24 protein-coding genes are annotated in these 18,948 nt (G+C 42.5%); 3 read left to right on the top strand and 21 right to left on the bottom strand.

From position 1 onward, the window contains the following. Positions 1-54: 54 nt before the first annotated feature. From ACIFOT_RS26420 to spoIIID, 3 genes are all read right to left on the bottom strand, one after another. Positions 55-369 (bottom strand): DNA-directed RNA polymerase subunit beta, encoded by a 315-nt coding sequence (locus tag ACIFOT_RS26420; protein WP_430070098.1) that lies wholly within the window; start codon positions 367-369, stop codon positions 55-57. Between the two features lie 270 nt (positions 370-639). Next, positions 640-1,641, bottom strand: coding sequence for a rod shape-determining protein (locus ACIFOT_RS26415; RefSeq protein WP_430070095.1), 1,002 nt, complete (start codon positions 1,639-1,641; stop codon positions 640-642). A 274-nt stretch (positions 1,642-1,915) separates the two neighbouring features. Then, positions 1,916-2,188, bottom strand: coding sequence for a sporulation transcriptional regulator SpoIIID (gene spoIIID / locus ACIFOT_RS26410; protein WP_007086083.1), 273 nt, complete (start codon positions 2,186-2,188; stop codon positions 1,916-1,918). Positions 2,189-2,883: 695 nt separating this feature from the next. Between spoIIID and ACIFOT_RS26405 the strand changes: the two genes are divergently transcribed. Next, positions 2,884-3,198, top strand: coding sequence for an MGMT family protein (locus ACIFOT_RS26405; RefSeq protein WP_430070091.1), 315 nt, complete (start codon positions 2,884-2,886; stop codon positions 3,196-3,198). 122 nt (positions 3,199-3,320) lie between these two features. On the opposite strand, the gene ACIFOT_RS26400 is transcribed toward ACIFOT_RS26405, so the two are convergent. The 9 genes from ACIFOT_RS26400 to ACIFOT_RS26360 form a co-directional block, all read right to left on the bottom strand. Beyond that, positions 3,321-5,342: a penicillin-binding transpeptidase domain-containing protein gene (locus tag ACIFOT_RS26400; RefSeq protein ID WP_430070088.1), complete on the bottom strand. Its 2,022-nt coding sequence runs from the start codon at positions 5,340-5,342 to the stop codon at positions 3,321-3,323. Between the two features lie 124 nt (positions 5,343-5,466). Then, entirely contained in the window at positions 5,467-5,922 is a 456-nt protein-coding gene (locus ACIFOT_RS26395) for a hypothetical protein (RefSeq protein WP_430070085.1), read from the bottom strand. Positions 5,923-6,036: 114 nt separating this feature from the next. Continuing rightward, positions 6,037-6,870 (bottom strand): peptidoglycan DD-metalloendopeptidase family protein, encoded by an 834-nt coding sequence (locus ACIFOT_RS26390; protein WP_430070082.1) that lies wholly within the window; start codon positions 6,868-6,870, stop codon positions 6,037-6,039. A gap of 306 nt (positions 6,871-7,176) precedes the next feature. Next, positions 7,177-8,214: a stage II sporulation protein D gene (gene spoIID, locus ACIFOT_RS26385; protein ID WP_430070079.1), complete on the bottom strand. Its 1,038-nt coding sequence runs from the start codon at positions 8,212-8,214 to the stop codon at positions 7,177-7,179. A gap of 323 nt (positions 8,215-8,537) precedes the next feature. Then, complete coding sequence (murA, locus tag ACIFOT_RS26380) at positions 8,538-9,848, bottom strand: UDP-N-acetylglucosamine 1-carboxyvinyltransferase (protein ID WP_430070076.1); 1,311 nt, start codon at positions 9,846-9,848, stop codon at positions 8,538-8,540. Positions 9,849-9,880: 32 nt separating this feature from the next. Then, a complete protein-coding gene (locus tag ACIFOT_RS26375) occupies positions 9,881-10,699 on the bottom strand; it encodes a YwmB family TATA-box binding protein (protein WP_430070073.1) in 819 nt (272 codons plus the stop codon). 236 nt (positions 10,700-10,935) lie between these two features. Then, entirely contained in the window at positions 10,936-11,169 is a 234-nt protein-coding gene (locus tag ACIFOT_RS26370) for a DUF1146 family protein (RefSeq protein WP_430070070.1), read from the bottom strand. A gap of 156 nt (positions 11,170-11,325) precedes the next feature. Continuing rightward, positions 11,326-11,511, bottom strand: coding sequence for a hypothetical protein (locus ACIFOT_RS26365; protein ID WP_430070067.1), 186 nt, complete (start codon positions 11,509-11,511; stop codon positions 11,326-11,328). Between the two features lie 81 nt (positions 11,512-11,592). Beyond that, complete coding sequence (locus ACIFOT_RS26360; protein ID WP_430070198.1) at positions 11,593-11,919, bottom strand: general stress protein; 327 nt, start codon at positions 11,917-11,919, stop codon at positions 11,593-11,595. Positions 11,920-12,102: 183 nt separating this feature from the next. Here ACIFOT_RS26360 and ACIFOT_RS26355 point away from each other — a divergent pair, with 183 nt between their 5' ends. Together ACIFOT_RS26355 and ACIFOT_RS26350 are read left to right on the top strand one after the other, a co-directional pair. Then, entirely contained in the window at positions 12,103-12,453 is a 351-nt protein-coding gene (locus ACIFOT_RS26355; protein ID WP_430070064.1) for an IDEAL domain-containing protein, read from the top strand. A 64-nt stretch (positions 12,454-12,517) separates the two neighbouring features. Continuing rightward, positions 12,518-12,772 carry a GlsB/YeaQ/YmgE family stress response membrane protein gene (locus tag ACIFOT_RS26350; RefSeq protein ID WP_430070061.1) on the top strand — a complete coding sequence of 85 codons (255 nt, stop codon included), beginning with the start codon at positions 12,518-12,520 and terminating at the stop codon, positions 12,770-12,772. A 21-nt stretch (positions 12,773-12,793) separates the two neighbouring features. Here ACIFOT_RS26350 and ACIFOT_RS26345 read toward each other — a convergent pair whose 3' ends face one another. From ACIFOT_RS26345 to ACIFOT_RS26305, 9 genes are all read right to left on the bottom strand, one after another. Continuing rightward, positions 12,794-13,924: an AI-2E family transporter gene (locus ACIFOT_RS26345; protein ID WP_430070058.1), complete on the bottom strand. Its 1,131-nt coding sequence runs from the start codon at positions 13,922-13,924 to the stop codon at positions 12,794-12,796. A 62-nt stretch (positions 13,925-13,986) separates the two neighbouring features. Beyond that, positions 13,987-14,586 (bottom strand): PP2C family serine/threonine-protein phosphatase, encoded by a 600-nt coding sequence (locus ACIFOT_RS26340; protein ID WP_430070055.1) that lies wholly within the window; start codon positions 14,584-14,586, stop codon positions 13,987-13,989. Continuing rightward, entirely contained in the window at positions 14,573-15,376 is an 804-nt protein-coding gene (gene sigB, locus ACIFOT_RS26335) for an RNA polymerase sigma factor SigB (protein WP_430070052.1), read from the bottom strand. Before sigB ends, ACIFOT_RS26340 begins: the two co-directional genes overlap by 14 nt. Further along, positions 15,339-15,824 carry an anti-sigma B factor RsbW gene (gene rsbW / locus ACIFOT_RS26330; RefSeq protein ID WP_430070049.1) on the bottom strand — a complete coding sequence of 162 codons (486 nt, stop codon included), beginning with the start codon at positions 15,822-15,824 and terminating at the stop codon, positions 15,339-15,341. The genes sigB and rsbW overlap by 38 nt, the downstream gene beginning before the upstream one ends. A 13-nt stretch (positions 15,825-15,837) precedes the next feature. Next, on the bottom strand, positions 15,838-16,152 hold the full coding sequence (locus ACIFOT_RS26325; RefSeq protein ID WP_430070046.1) for an anti-sigma factor antagonist: 315 nt from the start codon (positions 16,150-16,152) through the stop codon (positions 15,838-15,840). Between the two features lie 59 nt (positions 16,153-16,211). Then, positions 16,212-17,219 (bottom strand): PP2C family protein-serine/threonine phosphatase, encoded by a 1,008-nt coding sequence (locus ACIFOT_RS26320; protein WP_430070043.1) that lies wholly within the window; start codon positions 17,217-17,219, stop codon positions 16,212-16,214. A 14-nt stretch (positions 17,220-17,233) separates the two neighbouring features. Beyond that, positions 17,234-17,635, bottom strand: coding sequence for an anti-sigma regulatory factor (locus ACIFOT_RS26315; protein ID WP_430070040.1), 402 nt, complete (start codon positions 17,633-17,635; stop codon positions 17,234-17,236). Continuing rightward, on the bottom strand, positions 17,614-18,000 hold the full coding sequence (locus ACIFOT_RS26310) for an STAS domain-containing protein (protein WP_430070037.1): 387 nt from the start codon (positions 17,998-18,000) through the stop codon (positions 17,614-17,616). The genes ACIFOT_RS26315 and ACIFOT_RS26310 overlap by 22 nt, the downstream gene beginning before the upstream one ends. Before the next feature lie 2 nt (positions 18,001-18,002). Beyond that, positions 18,003-18,824: an STAS domain-containing protein gene (locus tag ACIFOT_RS26305; protein WP_430070034.1), complete on the bottom strand. Its 822-nt coding sequence runs from the start codon at positions 18,822-18,824 to the stop codon at positions 18,003-18,005. Between the last annotated feature and the right edge of the window lie 124 nt (positions 18,825-18,948).

Here is an 18,948-nt window from a genome sequence, read left to right as displayed (position 1 = left end):
TATTCTATACTTAAGGTACACAAAAAGGAAGGGAATTAGCTCCCTTCCTTCCATTTATTTTTTATCAATTAAATCGCGAATATGTGTCCAAGTGGATTCTTTAAAAACATCTGCGGCCTTCCCGCCTCCAAGTACTCCGTAGCCGACGACAGCTCCAGCCATTAGGCTGATAAAGACGAAAACGACCAACAAAACTAAACGTAGCCAAATCGGAATCAAACGGATCCTGACCCGTTCCTTTCCATTTTGGGCTGCAGCTTGTGTTTTCTGCGGTTTCACTTCTGCCTTTTCTTCCTTTACTTTTTGAACTGCTTTTTTATATTCTTCTCTCGTTCGCACTTGATGTTGGTTTAGATTATTAACAGACATGCTTTATTTCCCCTTTAACCGAATTCAGAAGTTGCCTTCGGAATCAGTGAGTTAATACATATTATGTCACATTTATTCTATTATAAAAAATTATTCATCATTACACATTAACTTTTTACAGAAAAAAGTCAATTCATGTTAAAAAACCGCGAAATATGGGGAATTTTTTTGCAAAATAAAAAAGTCCAATGAATGAGGCTTGTCCTTGCCTGCTACATTAGACTTTTTGTGGTTAGATGTCATACAACCTAATTCAGAAAAAAATACCAATTATCCAAACTTCCGGTTTGAAATCCGATCGATGTTATCAAGCATGATGCCTGTTCCGATTGCAACGCAGTCCATTGGATTTTCTGCCACAAGAACGGGAACCTTCAGTTCATCCGCAAGCAGCATATCGATGCCGTGCAGCAATGCTCCTCCGCCGGTCAGAATGACGCCGCGGTCAATGATGTCGGCAGAAAGCTCTGGCGGTGTGCGCTCAAGGACACTTTTGGCAGCCTGAACGATAACGGCCACGGATTCGCGCAGTGAGGCTTCGATTTCTTCGGAACGAACGGTAATCGTACGAGGCAGACCGCTCACCATGTCACGGCCGCGAATTTCCATTTCTTCCGAGCGTGAACCTGGGAATACAGTACCGATGTTGATTTTAATATTTTCAGATGTACGCTCACCAATCAACAGCTTGTACTCGCGCTTGATGTAGTTGAGGATTTCCATATCGAACTTGTCGCCGGCCATTTTGATGGAGGAAGAAGTCACGATATCGCCCATTGAAAGCACTGCAACATCTGTCGTTCCTCCCCCGATGTCCACTACCATATTGCCGCTTGGCTGGAAGATGTCCATGCCTGCGCCAATCGCCGCTACCTTTGGCTCCTCTTCAAGATAGACCTTTTTCCCGCCGCTCTTTTCGGCAGCTTCACGGATCGCTTTTTGCTCAACGCTTGTTATGTTCGTCGGGCAGCAAATCAAGATGCGCGGCTTGGATAAAAACCCTTTTACGTTAAGTTTATTTATAAAATGTTTTAACATTGCTTCTGTTACGTCAAAATCAGCGATAACGCCATCCTTTAGCGGGCGAATCGCGACAATATTTCCTGGTGTACGTCCGACCATGCGGCGGGCTTCTTCACCGACGGCAAGCACCTTGTTTGTATTTTTGTCAATGGCAACGACAGAAGGCTCGTTTAATACGATTCCACGGCCTTTTACGTGAATCAGCACGTTAGCCGTTCCTAAATCAATCCCAATATCCCTTGCAAACATTCTCTTTTCTTTCCTCCTCAGAGCGGAATTCCACATTCTTTTCCTAATTGTCTATTGTATCATATTCATTACAATTTCCATAACAATATAAAAAAATAACGTAGAATTTTGCAGAAGTATTACAGCTATGAGAAGAATACAAGAGAACACCTTGAAATACGTGCGTTTCTTGTGAAAATCTCGATAGAAAATTTAATCTCCTTTAAAACAAAAGTGATGTTTGAAACGAGGTTCAAACATCAAGAAATTAGCTATTTTCGAAAAGGATCATGGCTTACTTAACAGCCTCTCCTTCCTTTTCTTCTTTTTGATACTTCATTTTTGTCGCCTCGCCGCCCCTGAGATGACGAATCGATTTATGATAATCTAATATTTCCTTTACTTCGTTTGCCAGCTCTGGATTAATTTCAGGTAGTCTCTCTGTCAAATCCTTATGGACTGTACTTTTGGATACGCCAAACTCCTTCGCAATCACGCGAACCGTTTTCCTCGTCTCCACGATATACTTTCCAATCTTGATAGTTCTCTCTTTGATGTAATCGTGCACACTCTCGCCCTCCCTAAATTGGATGTGAGTAGTGTGAAATGAGACCCGCTTATCACTTCGACCAATTCTGCTTCCGCATGGAATGGATTGTTTTTTGTGGTGTCAGGCACCATAAAAAGACATTTTCGCCATTTTGTTCATCTGAGGTGGACACTCATTTTTTTGGAGTGGCACCATGCGGCAGAAAGTAATGTACCTTCTGATCATACAATGAATAATCATGTCCCCGGCTGAATTCCCGCTAACTTCAAACGACTCTTCACCTCAAACACTCTCTTTGTAAAGGTTTGTAACAGTTTATTAGCTTGGATACGGGTTTATGCACAAAATCCCGAATCGGGACAAGGCTTTTCGGAAATTTTTTGATAAATAGGACACCTTCCACTTTTTCGACAATCCTGTTGTATCGCCTAAAACCGCTTGTTATAAAGGTTTTTCCAGGAAATACAATCATTGTTAGCATTATTTCCTGAGAAATTTGTCGAGCAAAAAATTATTCAAAAATGGCAATTTTGTAGTCAGAAACGTCGTTAATCTCAAATTTTCTACCCCAAAATCCCTCATTTTTTTTGTTATCGTCTTCGACTACTTCGACCACGATGATAAAAACATATAAAATTTATAAAGGACAGGGGATAAGTATTTTTTCAAATCTTATATAATAAGCTTATGCAGCCTGAGAAAGGAATAATGCCGTGACTCTATTCACTGAAAATGTCATTGAAATCATTCGAAATATCCCTGCTGGAAAAGTTATGACCTATGGCCAAATCGCCGTGTTGGCCGGCAGTCCAAGAGCAGCTCGCCAAGTCGTCCGCATCCTTCATTCCATGAGTAAAAAACACCGCCTTCCCTGGCACCGTGTCATCAATGCCAAAGGGCAAATCGCCCTGCAGGACGAAGAATCCTACCAGGAGCAATTGTGGTCGCTGGAAGCCGAAGGGGTAGAAGTAGGCTTGAATGGAGTAATCGACTTGGAAAAATATCAATATAAGCCGTCTGAACTCTAGCCGAAAAAAATCACAAAAGTAGTTTCGCCGATATAATAATCGTTTCACTAAAACTAGAACTGGAACTGAACGGCACCGGCGTCAAAAAAAACCAACCCGAATCTCGGATTGGTTTAGTAACCTCACTTCATTTTCATAAAAATGTTTTTCACCTTTTTCACCGGTACCTGTGAACCGCCTCGGCCCTGCACTCCCTCGACCATCATCGCTACCATCAGGCTCGGAGAATTGGTGTTGTAGGCGATGAACCATCCGTTTTCGGTGCCGGTTTCGCCTTGCTTCTGCTTGATCTCCGCCGTGCCCGTTTTTCCAGCCAAAGGATAGTCAGCCATATCTGCAGCATGACCCGTACCTCCTGTATCGGCTACAACCTTCCTTAAATCAGCAGCGACCATCCCTGCATGCTCACTCGAGACCACCGCTTCACGCCATACCTGGCTCCGCTGCTCTTCGTCCAATAGAATCGGCTTAATCATATTGCCGTTATTCATAAATGGGGTATATGAAGCAAGCAAATGGACGATGCTCATTTGAATCTGCCCCTGTCCGTAGCCCGTATCGGCTAGCGATATGTCGCTTTCCAGAGCACCAATTCTCGAGGTTTCAAGCGGATACGGATACGTCAGCTCTTCCTCAAAGCCAAACTTCTTCAGCCCGTTAGCAAACGCGTCCTTGCCCGTCTTCAACGCTGCCTGCGCGAAATAAATATTGTCCGAAAACACGAACGCCTTCTCCAAATTAATCGGGCTGCCCTCATGCACCCGTGTCACGAAATAGCCGCCCCAAGAGGCATCCTTTTGCCATTTCTTCCCGAGGATTGGCACCGTATCGCCTGGCGATATAGCCCCGCTCTCAAGCCCCACAGAGGCGGTGATAGCCTTCATAACAGATCCAGGTGCATAATCTTGCTTAAACCGTGTCGTCAGCGGTTTTTTGGCATCTTCCTGCAGCGCCTTCCACTCATCCGCTGAGAACCCCAGCGCCGCTTGGTTCGGGTCAAACGACGGACTGCTGACAAGTGCCAGCGTCTCCCCGCTAACCGGATTCATCGCTGCTGCTGCTCCAGCCTCTCCGCCCATCTCGTCAAAGATCGCCTTCTGCATCCCGCCGTCGATCGTCAGCTTAACATTCTTCCCGTCCGCTACAGGCTTTTCCGCAAGCACTTCCTCTGATCCGGAGCCCGTATCGTTACCGCCAGCCTTCTTTTTAATCACAATTTTAACGCCGCTCGTGCCCTTCAACCGCTCATCCAGCACCTGCTCGAGCCCGCGCTTGCCGATTACATCACGACTTGTATAACCTTTGTCCTTTCTCTTATCCAGTTCATCTGCCGTAATCGGACCGACATACCCAATTAGTTGCGCGGCAGCCTGGCCAAAAGGATAAATCCTCGCCTCTACTTTCCGTGTTTTGACCGGCTCAAGTGCAACCAGTTGGGCAACCCGCTCCGTGTCATCCATTGAGACAGATTTCAGCGGTACGAACAACCCGGGCTTCACCCAGCTTGCACTCAAAGCCTTATTGATCTGCTCTGGCGTCATTTTCAACAGAGGAGCAAGCTGCGCCATCACCGGCTCATTTACCTCCCCGGCAATTACGCCCACCTCATACGCCTGTCCGTTCACCGCAAGCCCGTTGCCGTTCCGGTCAAGAATCTCCCCACGCTTCGGTGCAATCGTGTTCAGGCCAATCGTATCGCCCTCCTTTAATTTTGGAAAAATATACTCTGTATTCCAGTCTACATACCAGTTCGTTTTTTCGTTTTCGTTACGATCTTCCTTCAGCAACTTCGCTGTCTGGGTAAATTGAATAGGTCCGGCAATACTGCTCATTTTAGCGGTAAAAGAATATTGGGCCTTCTCCTTATCGGCCTGTTTATCCTCTTTTGGTTTTTTGAAGCTAATCTTGAGGTCTTTAATCTGAAGGTCTTGGTAGATTTTTTGATAGCGGCTTGTGAATTCATCTTTTGTGATTTTCTGTTTTGCATCGTTTGAAAGATAATCATACATCTTATCAAACCTTTGCTGATTCCAAAGAGCTATGTAGTCGGAGAATCTGTCCTGAGGCGTCGGTTCCTTGCTGCAGCCAGTGATAATTAAGGCAACGACCAATACTGCGAGCACGCCCCCCATTAATCTTTTCAAAAAAATCCCTCCTTTTACTACATTCTAACATGGTGTCAGGCACCACAAAAAGACATTTCTACTCATTTGTCCACCACTAGAGGACACACCTGTTCGTATGCTAACGCTGAGAAAAAAATCCAGTTTATTCACTGGATTTTGGTTTTGAGATGAATAGTTGAAATCCGTAGAGTGCGAGTGCAAAGCTTAGTGTCGTGTATAATAGCTGCTCTGGTGTGATTCTGGTTAATTTATACATGCCTAATTTTTCAAACATTTTATTGAGAGGATATAAGAGCATTGTATCCATGAAAAGATTAATCAAACAATATAGCCAAAATCTCCCGAAACTCAAATGGAATATCCATATCGTGCCGACAAAATATGGACCAAAAATAAAGCTAAAGTCATTAAAGATTTTTTTAGATACGCCGCCTCTGACTCTCCACCATTTAAACCGAAATGATAAGATACTTAGAACCAAGACCAGTAAAGACGAAAAAGTGGCCACCGGTGTATATTTTTTTACTGATTCTTTTGGTAGATAAATGATGGTCAGCCAAGAAATAATGAGTAAACCCAAACGAATAATTGCTGGCATGTTACTACCTCCATGAAGAAAGTCTTCCGAGAGGTTAGTTTTTCAAAAAGTTGCATTTTTATCCTTATAAACAAAAAAAAGAGGAGAGTTCCCTCTTCCCCCTTTATTACAAAATTAAGAGTTTTTCTTGTCTTTTGAATCAGTAGATTGGTCTTCTTTATCAGAAGGAGTGTCATCAGAAGCAGGATCGTCAATCATTTGTTCATCTTGCTTTTGTTTTGGCATTTCCACTGACTCTGTGCTATCGTTCGATTGTGTGTCTTCCTGTAAAGCACTCAACGATTTGTTAAAGTAGTTTGTTGGGTTTACAGCCACGCCATCTTTACGAATTTCAAAATGTACATGCGTTCCAGCTTTTTCATTGAACAAGCTTTGTCCAGCCTTGGCAAGAACTTGTCCTTGTTTTACTTCGTCGCCAACCTTGACCTTAATCTCTTTTAAGGATTGATATTGTGTCACAATCCCATTGTCGTGCTCGATTTCAATCACGTTACCGAGAACAGCATCCTCTTCAACACGAGTAACCTTTCCGCTTAGTGATGCCAAAACGTCAAACGTTTCGCCATTTTTCACGGTAATGTCGACACCTGTGCTTTGGTTATAGGTGTTATCGTAATATACTAAAGCTGCTTCCTGTTCTTCTGGTTTTGCATTGAAATCATAGAATTTCGTTTTGATAACTGGAGCTTTTTCCATTGCCACCGGCATTTTGAAGTTTTCTAAAGCTTTGTTAACCTCGACTGCTGGCGCCTGGTTCTTTTTACCAGCGATATCAGTAGACTTGTAGTCATACTTATCTGTTTTACTGCCGCTCGCTTGATACCAAAGAACTCCGGTTAAAATGATTGCTGCACTTGCGATATAGATGGCTGGAAAGACCCAACGCTTCTTAAAAAAGCGTTTTGCACTGGAACTTTGAGAAGATCGTTTGTTTTCTTCCTCTCTCATTTTCATCACCTCAGCAATCATTCTGAACAGATAAGTAGAATTATATACACTAGTCAGAAAAAATTTTTAAAACTTATTTTTCGACACTGAGGGAGTTTTTATGCATAAATGGAGAAAATTTTTTTTGGTGCAGTCATTCGTCTAGTTTTATTTAATAGAGTAGGAAGTAAATCGTAGATGGCTGGTCACTTATTAAAACTTATCGGTCACTTTCAACATTTTATTAGTCACTTCCCTATTTCGAGCAGTACATCTCCCGAATACGCCAGTAAAAAGACAAAAAGCCAGGCACGCCTGGCTTCAAATCTATTTCCGCGCCGTAATCGTCGCCAGCATGTTTTCTGCTGAGGTGATATCGACACCTTTGTAGTAATGCTTCACAATCTCCTTATAATCCGAACCTTCCTCCGCCATTCCGTTCGCACCGTACTGGCTCATCCCGACGCCATGGCCGAATCCCTTCGTGGTGATGACAATATTATTTCCCTTTCGCTCCCAGGCGAAATCGGAGGATCTTAAATCCAATTTGTCGCGAATTTCTTTCCCGCTGAAGACCTTGCCGTTAAAATTGACCTTGCCCACCCGTTTTCCTGTAGTCCGTTCCACAATTTTACCAATCGTCCCGCTTGAACCAATCTTTACCCCCAGTTTCGCTTCAAACTCCCGAACCGTCATTACCTTTTGGCTATTAAATTTAGGCGAATTTTTATCCCAAGGACTCGAAACACTTCTTAAATAAGGGATACTGCCGGACCAATAGTCTTCAGAGTTTTCCGTATAGCCATTACTGGTGGAGAAAAACAACGCATCAATTGGCTTGCCTTCGTAAGTTAGAATTTGCCCGCTCGTCGTCCGGACGGCCTCTAGAACCTTTTTCTTCTTCCAGTCATAGTCCTTGCCCCAAGAATTTCTTTGCTCATCATCATTCATGTACACTTGATGGTTTTGAGTGTCATTAACCTGAGCACCTTTTGGGACGCCGAGCGTATCTTTTGTTATTAATCTGTGAACGATATAGGTCCTTGCTGTCAGCGCCTGGGCCTTGAGCGCCTCCTCCTCGAAATCAGCAGGCATCTCAGCAGCAACAACCCCAACGAGATAATCCTCTAATTGGACCTTTTCAATCTTTGACTTTGAAAAACGAAAGACCGATACCTCCACCGCAGGATCTTTAGATGTGGACGTCACATCCGTGACCTTTGCCGAGGGCTTGGATAGATTCTCGCCTAATTTTCCACTTGCCTTATGTTCATCTGAAAAGGGTAATACAAGTACAGCGGGGATAATTAGAGTCAAGGCAATGAGGAATGCTGCTAGTACGATGAATGGTTTGATTTTTATCATGATTGTGCCTCCAGTTTGTAATTTGCAGCCGGACACACTGCCGGAATGCATCTCACTTAAACATATGGAAGCGGACAAGCATTTATTACAGATTTTTTTGGCGTTCTCGCATAGTGTACACCACAGAAAAACAATTGTACACGGATGGTGCCTGACACCATAGAATGACAAATGTCCACGAGCGGTGCCTGACACCTTTGACACCACAAACAAAATAAAAAACCGAAGATTGCCACGCTGGTCGGATATCAGACCACCGTATACCAATCTTCGGTTTCCACTAAACTCAAACTCAAACTCAAATTCAAACTAATATAATAAACTTAAGCATTCATATCTGAAACGTATTTCTCGACTTCGACGATGTTCTCGTCGATTTCTTTCACGCGCTCGATGTCTGCGCCTAACCCAGCTAATTTGCCGTGGAAATCCACGTAGCCGCGGTCTAAGTGCTTTAGCTCAGTCACACGTGTCACGCCTTCAGAAACCAAACCAGTTAAAATCAACGCAGCTGCAGCTCTTAAATCCGTTGCTGACACTTCTGCACCCTGTAAATTTGACGGGCCATTTAAAATAACAGAACGGCCTTCAATTTTAATATCAGCATTCATACGGCGGAATTCTTCAACGTGCATAAAACGATTCTCAAACACCGTTTCTGTAATCATCGAAGTTCCTTCTGCACGAAGTAATAAAGCCATCATTTGCGATTGCATATCTGTTGGGAAGCCAGGATGCGGCATCGTTTTAATATCAACGGCCTTCAAGCGATCAGGACCGATAACACGAACGCCATCCTCTTCCTCATGAATTTCTACACCCATTTCTTCCATCTTTGCAATTAAGGAAGACAAATGTTCCGGAACTGCGCCCTTTACCAACACATTTCCGCCCGTAATCGCTGAGGCAACCATGAAGGTACCTGCTTCAATCCGGTCAGGAATAATGTTATGGTCGGCACCGAATAATACATCGACACCCTCAATCCTTAATGTGCCTGTACCTGCGCCGCGTACCCGCGCACCCATTTTGTTCAGGAAGTTTGCAAGATCAACGATTTCTGGTTCTTTTGCGACGTTTTCGATGATAGTCGTTCCAACCGCCAGGGTTGCCGCCATCATAATGTTTTCCGTTGCACCAACACTTGGGAAATCCAAGTAAATCTTGGCACCTTTCAAGCGGCCGTCTACCTCCGCTTCGATAAAGCCATTCCCTACCTTCACTGTTGCACCCATGGCTTCAAAGCCCTTTAAGTGCTGGTCGATAGGACGAGATCCGATGGCACAACCGCCTGGAAGAGCTACACGAGCCCGGCCATTACGTGCCAATAGAGATCCCATGACAAGGACAGACGCGCGCATTTTACGAACGTATTCGAATGGCGCCTCATCTTTTAACTCTCTGGATGCATCAACAACAACTGTATTATTGTCAAATACCACTTCAGCATTTAAGTTGCGTAAAACTTCATTAATTGTGTATACATCGGAGAGTGTAGGTACATCACGAATTACACTTTTTCCATCACTTGCTAATAATGTTGCAGCGATAACAGGCAGGACGGCATTTTTTGCACCTTCTACTTTTACCGTTCCATTAAGCCTTTGTCCGCCGCGGACGATGATCTTTTCCAAGAGTATTCCCCTCCGCGTCCATTTTCTCTATATTAATATTCAATCGTAATGATTGGTGTGCCAACTACGATGGTAGTTCCTGCGCCCAATCCTTCGGAGCGTATGCCAATTTGTAAATTCATGTTATTTTCTTTATTATCTATGGAGCCTGTAAACATTGGCGATGATGCCGAAACAGACATGAAATTCTCCTCTTTTAACGCTTCGATCTCTTTTGCATTAAATCCTGACATTAACCTGCTAGCTACCTCAGGTAAAGCCGTATCAATCTTATCACTGAAAACGCCTTTCATACAAGAGAAAACTGTAGGTTTTCCTCGAAATATGTCAGATAGCCTATTTTTGAATTGCCCGGTAGTGAAAAAAGCCTCTGACAACTTATTCCAATCTCTCCCGCTGACTCTATAAACTATATACGCATCGATAGGTTGTTTTGTGTGGGTTGCCATAATTTGAAGCATTTCGTTGTGGTGTTTAGATGTTGGAGATACTGCTGTCACTTCCCGATATTCACTGGTGTTTTTCACAGACCACTCCCACTCGGGAAACTTTTTCTGAAGCTTTTCTACGTATTCCTGAACTTCCTTCTCACTTTTCAGGCCTGCGAGATGTTCTCGTGCATAATACGACCATTCATTGAGCAAAATATCTTCGGCTTGTAAAATAGAGCCGATTTTCGCTAAATCCTGTCCGCCGCTGTTTTGAAAAATTGACGCTCTCCCGTCGTCCATTTTTTCTTTATTAAAAAAATCCAGGCCGCCGTTTGCTTCAGTTGTTCGGTTCCCTATCACAACCAGGATAAAACATAAAATTGAAACCACGCCTAAAAGAATCTTACTGTTTCTCTTCATCTCTCGTCTCCCCCTTACTACCATTGTTTCCAAGGAAGAGCAGAGCATACTTGGGAAATGTCGTCACTTTTAGACAAGTTTCAATATTTATACGTGAAACAAAGTAGAAAAGTTTCAAGTTCACTTTTTCACATTAAATCACTGATAATATTTTTTCCACACAAAGAGAATTGTACTCAAAATATGGACAAATGGGAACATGTACGAAGACCTAAATTTTTACCAATTTGTCATTTTCATTGTAAAATCAACGGCAGCTGCTGGGACCATTGGAGATAATCAAGGAAAAAGTTACTAACAGATGAACCAATGAAAATGGCTAATAATATGTACAGTAACCGCGCCTGAAACACATGGTTTGGCCGCAGCAGCTTCTCAAGGCGGATCGCCTGCAAGGCCCACCACGAAAGCGCAATGAACACTAAATGAGAAATAATACTGACCAGCGCAATTTGCCCAAAATCATTCATTGGTACGCCTCCTTCATTCACTTTAAACATTCTAACACACAGGAGGACTAAATGGAAAAATTTTCTTTCGAAATGTAGGACAGCCCGTTTTGTATTTATAGCATAACACCGTTAAATAAGCTCATAACGATGCTATGCTACGGTACAAACCTTTTATTAGTAATCAAGTTGATTCCACAACTTGCCGAGATTTAATGGAACATATACTTTCTCTCCATGGATTTGCCTGTGGATGATTGGATTATCAAATGAATCATTGATTCCAATATCCACCTTCCTTTTACGTCTCGCAGGAATCCTTCCACCTAATAAATCCCCTAATTTTATATCAGAATATTTCATTTTCCCTTTCTCCCTTCATTTGTATTTTAGGAAGTTCGGAAACAAAGGAACTGCCTCCTTTGTTCCGATCCAATGTTCTTCTTAAGCAACTCCAGTGGCAATAACGACAACCCGTCCTTCATCTAATTCTTTTTCAAGATGCTGTGCTTCTAAATCTGATAAATTTAGAGCTCTCATTTTAGCTCGGAGCTTATCCCCGCGGGAACGGAATACATTGGCCATTGAATCAAAGACACCCTGCTCTTGAATCCCTATATCTTGGATATCGGTTGCCTCAGAAAGGTGCTCTGAGCGGTCTTTGTCATGTGCCAATAAATAAACTTCCTCCTTTGTGAATCCTTCGCTCATAAATTGGTCGATTGCCTTTTTTGCCTCTAAGCCGTTTTCTACTACTCTTACATGTTTCATCATCATACCTCCTGATATTGTGTTTTATCATTTCAGCTGAAGTTGAAATGTATAGTAGATATATAACCCCTTTTGAAAAACTGAAACCTATTATTCTAAAAAAATAAAAGTTTCATTCACCCAGCAAACGGGTATTTGAAAAATACTTCACTTTTTATTCATAAAATAGGAGGGCTCTATTATATGAAGGAACTGGTATGCAAAATGTGCGGAAATGACGAATTTATTTGGGGAGATTCAGAAAAAGTGGTCTGCAAATGTGGATTGGTTTTAAAAATCCCTTGTGAAAATGCGGCACAAGAAAAATTAATGAAAGCAAGTCAAAAACTAAAAACAGAAATCATTGTAAAAGTCAGCTTATTAACAAAGGAAATTGACAAATGCTTGGATGACCGTAATAAGAGACGATTCCACAAACTGTCTGCCGAATTAAAACAATATAACGAAATATTAAACACAGAGTTTCTTTTAATGGAGAAATATACAAAACTCAGGAAAAAGTTTGACTCCATTGTTTATGATCGAACGGTTTAAGAACAGAATTTCCGGGTATTCATTACTATAGCTTCACAACCAAAATCGAGAGGAGAGAATTTTCATGGGATTTATTTGGGCATTAATTATAGGAGGAATCATCGGCTGGTTAGCAGGACTGCTGATGGGACGTGATATACCTGGAGGTGTCATTGGTAATATCATTGCCGGATTTGTCGGAGCATGGCTGGGTTCCTTTATATTAGGTGATTGGGGTCCAGTCGTTGGCGACTTTTATATCATTCCAGCATTGATAGGGGCGATTGTTCTTGTCTTCATAGTCGGCTTCTTTATGAGAACAATGAGAAATAAATCGTAATAACCCAAAAGAGACTGCTTATCAAAAAGCAGTTTCTTTTTTGTGTGGCTCAGCATTGTTACCATTAATGATTTTTTCCTCTATCGATTGCTCTTTTCGAAGCTTCCACAACCGATAGCCATGGTGGGCAACCACCTTCAAGACGGCATACACCGGCACTGCTAAGATAAGTGCGAGCACACCTCCGATACTTCCGGCCGCGAGAAGCAGGGAGATAATCGTGAGCGGATGAATCTCCAGCTTTCTTCCCATGACCTGCGGTGAAATAATATGACCTTCAATTTGCTGGACAAGAATCATCACAAGCAGCACTTTGATAATCATCATCGGTGAATCGAGGCTGGCAATAACCAGGGCTGGAATAATCGCCATGATCGGCCCGAGAAACGGAACTACATTGGTAAACATCGCTACGATGGCAACCAGAAGAGAGTAGTCTAGGCCGATGAATGAGTATCCGATAAAAAGCATTCCACCGACACAAAAGCTAACAAGAATTTGTCCCTGAATATAGGAACTGAGTGCTTCGTCTAAATCCGCTAAAATCCTCCGGCCATTTACCTGCTGCCCCGGCGGCAATAAGCGGAGCAACAGTCTCGGTGCCTTTTCCCCTTCTTTTAACATGTAATATAAAATGAACGGGACGGTCACAAACACCGTCACAATCCCGGCAATCATCCCAATCAAATCGACTATTTTAGACCCAATCACAGACAGACCTGAAGATATATTTTTCGCTAACGTGTCTGAACTCTGCTCGTTTTCCTGTAAATGATCCAGCCATTTACTCTGCCCCAGGGGCTTTACTTTTTCGTGGACAAACTCGACGAAGGCTGGTGTATTATCGATTAAGCTTTTCGTTTGCTGCTGCAAAATCGGTCCGACGAGATAAACCAATAGACTCATTATAATGATGGCCAGCACATAAATCAGCAGGATCGAAAGCGCTCTCGGAACCATCTTCGACTGAAGAAAATAGACAATTGGGCGAAACAAGTAATATAACACTCCTGCGATTAAAAAGGGGAAAAAGAGGGCTTGGACTAAGATGACGACCGGCTGGAACACGAAATTGATTTTCATCCCTACAAAAATAATTAAGAACACAAGCAAAAGCCCGGCCCCAGCACGAAAGGCTTTTTTTTCTAACAAATCATCACCTCATTTTACAAACCTAGTATAAAAAAAATCGCATCCAACTGTGGTCAGATACGTTACAAAAGTTCCCCGACAACATAGGTTAAGTCATCCATGCGCGAGTTGGTATACAGCTCCAGTTGATTGGACATGTCTTCAATTGTTCGGCAGCTGCTTAACAATTGTTTCACTGAAGGGATCATCAACCCATCTGTATGAATGATAAACGTGGAGCCTCCCTCATACGAAAAAGTTTCACTCCGATGATTTTGCGGTTTGCCTGATAAAAATCCTAAGACAGGGAGCGGATAAATAAATCGTCCTGATGGGCAGTAAAGAACAAATCGAATGTTCCCAACTGAGCAATAAGAAAATGTTTGAAGGGAAAAATTTACTTTAAAAATTGATATGGTTGCCCCTCTTTTATTCTTTAGGGCCTGATTACAATAGTCGATTAATGCGTCCACATCTTCATGATGATACTTTTCCACCACTTCCCGAATGGCATTTGACGAGGCATGGGCGGCCGCACCGCTTCCTAGACCGTCTGCCACGGTGCAGATGAAGTACTCTTCCGTTGCCTTCATAAAATAGCTATCGCCGTTGCACCAATTTCCCCTTTTTTGAATTTGATACGCTAATGCCTGGATATGCTCATTTGCTTCACGTTCCAGCATTGGCTGCCCCAGTATAGACATCTCGATTAAGCGCCTTTCGCAATTTTTCAATCGCTCTTCGCTGCAGCCTCGAAACATGCATCTGTGAAATCCCTAAAAACTCACCTGTTTCCCTCTGGCTTTTATTGGCGATAAACGTGCAATAAATGATGTCTTTTTCTTTTTCTGATAGCACATGAAGAACGCTTTCAAGCAACAGCTTCTGATCCACTTTTTCAAATTCTTCATCTTGAGAGCCAATGATGTCGAGAGTTGTAACCGTACTGCCATCAGAGCTTGCTTCAATCGGCTGGTCCACGGACATAGCTTGATAGCTTTTCCCCATTTCCATTGCTTCCAATACTTCTTCCTCTGTCGCCTCCAAATACTCTGCAATTTCCGCTATTTTCGGTGAACGCTGATACTTATTGGTCAGTTCGTCCACAACCGGCTTTATTTTTGTCCATAATTCTTTAATCCTTCTAGGGACATGCACACTCCATGTTTTGTCTCTGAGGAAACGCTTGATTTCTCCAATAACGGTCGGAATCAGAAACGATTCAAAGGTTTTTCCAAACTCAGGATCAAATCTTCTGATCGCAGCTAATAAGCCAATCATTCCCACTTGCATGAGGTCTTCGTGGAATCCTCCGCCTCTGGAATACTTATGTACGAGGCTCGCCACTAAGGCCTTGTAATTTTCTACTAATAGGGTTTGGGCCGAGTTGCTCTCTGTTTGCTGCACTTCCAGAATCAGTGCATGGATTTCTTCTTTAGTTCTCTTCGTAACCTGAGCTGGTTGTTGCGTCATGATTTACACGCTCCCCACTTAAGTACTTAGCCATGAAGACCGTTACACCGGAATGAACGGATACACGGACCTCATCCATGAGCGTTTCCATCAAATAGAGACCGAGCCCTCCCTCTGAAAGTTGGTCGATGGAACTGGAGGCATCATAGGGACCTAGCTGACTCTTGGTCTGTTCAAAATTGAAACTCTTGCCATTATCCGCGATGACTATTTCTAATTTGTTTTCATAAATGCCGAAGCCGATGACAATTTCCCCGCCTTCATCCTGTTTGTACGCATGCTGAACGGCATTGGTACAGGCTTCACTGATGGCTATTTTCACATCCTCAATTTCTTCATATCCATAGCCCATCCGGCTGGCAATACCCGAAGTGGTTAATCTGATGATGCCAACGTACTCTGGCTTCGCCGGTATTTTCATTTCAATATAATCCATTAGTTGTTCCATTTTCCCCCACCCCTCAGTTAGTAGAAATATCGATGATGTTATCTAAACCTGTTATTTGGAAGAGTCGTTCCAAGCGATCGGACAGCTCCACCAGCTTTAATTTTCCATTATTTTTAGTTATTTGTTTGAATAGACCCACAAATACTCCTAAACCAGTACTATCTATATAGGATACGTCCTTTAAGCTGATAATCAGGAATTGATTCTCTGCACCGGCTAATGGCAGTAATTCCTCTTTTAGCTTTGGCGCAGTAAAGGCATCTATTTCTCCGCCAAGGGCAACAAAGGTTTTCTCCTTACTGTGATGTTTTTCAAAAACTAGATTCATAGATTATCACCTCTTTGGAATATATATAGTTGTTGCTATTTACCCCGATTATTCGAGTGTTAAACCTTTCTTTTTAAAATAATCAGGGTGAAATCATCTCTAATTTGAAAATTCTGTATTTTCTCGATATACCGATAGATTTCCTCTACCATTTCTTGGGCGGTCATATGCATATACTGGCGGATTAAATTCGTAATCACGGAACGTTCAATAAAACCCTCTTCGGTCCTTGATTCGGTCACCCCATCTGATACTAGGACGATGATATCTCCGGGTTCGACTTTTTTTTCATAATGCTCATATGTACTGTTCTGTTCTACCCCTAACACAAGACCTTTTGTCACAAGATCCTCAAAGGAATCATCACGGTATTGATAATAAAACCCCTGTTCGTGTCCTGCAGAAGCATAGGTAAAGGTTTGTTCTGTCGTATCGTAGACGCCATAAAACATGGTAATAAACATACTGGGATCGACATTATTTTCGACGACGCGATTTAAGTTTTCCAACACCTGCTGCGGATATTTTCTAGGCTTTGGCAAACTATCCATGGCATACTTGATCATCGACATACACATAGCGGCTGGGATCCCTTTTCCAATTACATCAGCAATGGCGACCCCGATACTATTTCCGTCTTGGATAAAGCGATGATAATCTCCATTCATTTGTTTGGCAGGGATACTAATGGCCCCAATATCTAAATCTTCATTTTGAGGAATAGGCGTTTCCAGGAGCGTTTCTTGAATGCTGGCAGCGATTTGGATTTCAGACTTTATTTCCAGCTGTTTATCGCGTAAGCTCTGATGCTCCTGGTAGGCTAAGCCATAATCCATCATAAATTGAATGAGAAAATCAAAGGAAGATAAGACCTCCTTTGGCATATCTGGAAAAATTTCATGCAAAACCTTACAATGAATGCCGATAATTTCCTCAGGGGATATGAATTGCTCAATCGATTTCCGGCTAAACATTTGTCCTTGATATAAAGCTGTTTCGGATGAATCCTCAAGATACCTGTTCAGTATTTCTCGATAACTTGATTCTAAAATCGCTTTAAAATCCATGATTGATCATCCTCCTAGCGAAGCCATTTCACGACCTGGATGGTCGTACCTACCCCAACCTCAGAGGTAAGATCGAAATCATCCATCAATCGTCTAACCCCCGGCAATCCTGCCCCTAAGCCGCCGGATGTGGTAAATCCATCCTCCATCACTCTTCTTATATCTTGAATTCCTGGACCCCGATCTGCCGCGATTACTTTAAGTCCACATTTCCCCATCTCATTAATGGGTTCAATCCGAATCTCTCCTTGCCCGGCATATAAATAGATATTGCGGGCAAGCTCAGAAATGGCTGTTGTGATTCTTGCTTGATCGACTATGCTAAAATCAAGCTCCTTGGCAGTGTTTCTTCCCATCTGCCTCGCTGCAACGATATCCCATTCTGTCATAATTTTTACACAGGATTCGCACTCCATGCTTTCTCCCCCAACTCCCGTTGTAGTGTTTCAATTCCCTTCTCTAAATCGAGTGCGGTTTGCACCTCTTGAAGGTGTATTCCTAGTTCCACTAATGTAATCGCTACAGCGGGCTGGATTCCGGTTAATACAACCTTTACCCCCATCAGTTTGGACATGCTGACGACATCACCAAGAACTTTTGCAATAAATGAGTCAATCACATCGACGGACGTTAAATCGATGACGACACCGCTCGCGTCTGTGGCATGAATTTTATTTAGCAGGTCTTCTTGAAATTGTAAGGCCGTTTGATCGTCAAGCTCCCACTGAATGGAAATAAGCAGGCAATTATATAATTTTAAAATGGGTATTCTTGCAACCATTTTTATTCCTCCGTTGGTATGATCTTTCGATTTGTCATTTCCAATGCCGCTTCAATTCCTTTTTGCAGGCTGTTTTTTGTGACGACTTGAGTGAGATTAATGCCTAAATTCACGATGGTTTGAGCAATCTCCGGACGAATTCCTACAATCAAGCATTTTGCCCCTACCAGCCGTACCGCTTCGGAAGCCTGAATAATATGATGAGCGACCATCGTATCGACCACTGGCACTCCCGTTATATCGATTAGCACTACCTCGGCCCGATGTTTGACCACCCCTTGCAGTAAATTTTCCATAATCCGTTTGGCGCGGTCGGTATCAATCGTTCCTACTAACGGCATGACAGTAATATTATCAAAGATGGGGATTAGCGGTGCGGAAAGCTCTTGAAGCGCGATTTTCTGCAAGGACACGGTTTTTTGCCAGGAGGAAGCATAGTGATTGAGCACCTCTTTATTTATCGGAGTGATCCACTTATCATACTCCCAGCCAAATTCAACCTGCTCTTTTTCGGGAGCACCCTTGGTCATATGAAAGAAAAGGATTTTTCCAAATTCGGCTAAAATGTCCAGGATAAATCCTAAATTCCAGCCTAGTTGGACCAATTTTTGCGAGAACTCACTGATTTTGCTCGTTTCTTGATGATTCGGATAATATGTAGTTAAGATATTCAAATATTCATGACATATATTCAGATAGACCTTTTCTGAAATAACATTCGTTACTTTCAGTTCATCCAGATCATTCAGTTTTTCTGTCCATTCGTTTAAAAGCAGTTCCCGGTTTGATTGAATGAAGTCAAAAAGCGGATTAGGTTCTTTCATCCTCATTACCCCCAACCTAGTTATTTTTATAAAGTTGTTTCTTTTGTGATATTATACCAAAATATTCTAAATTAAAAATCTACAAAAAGTTCCAGAACGATAGTCCCAGATAAATGTACATGGA

Source organism: Neobacillus sp. NRS-1170, from assembly GCF_050468025.1.
This window is presented reverse-complemented; position numbering and strand designations above follow the sequence as displayed.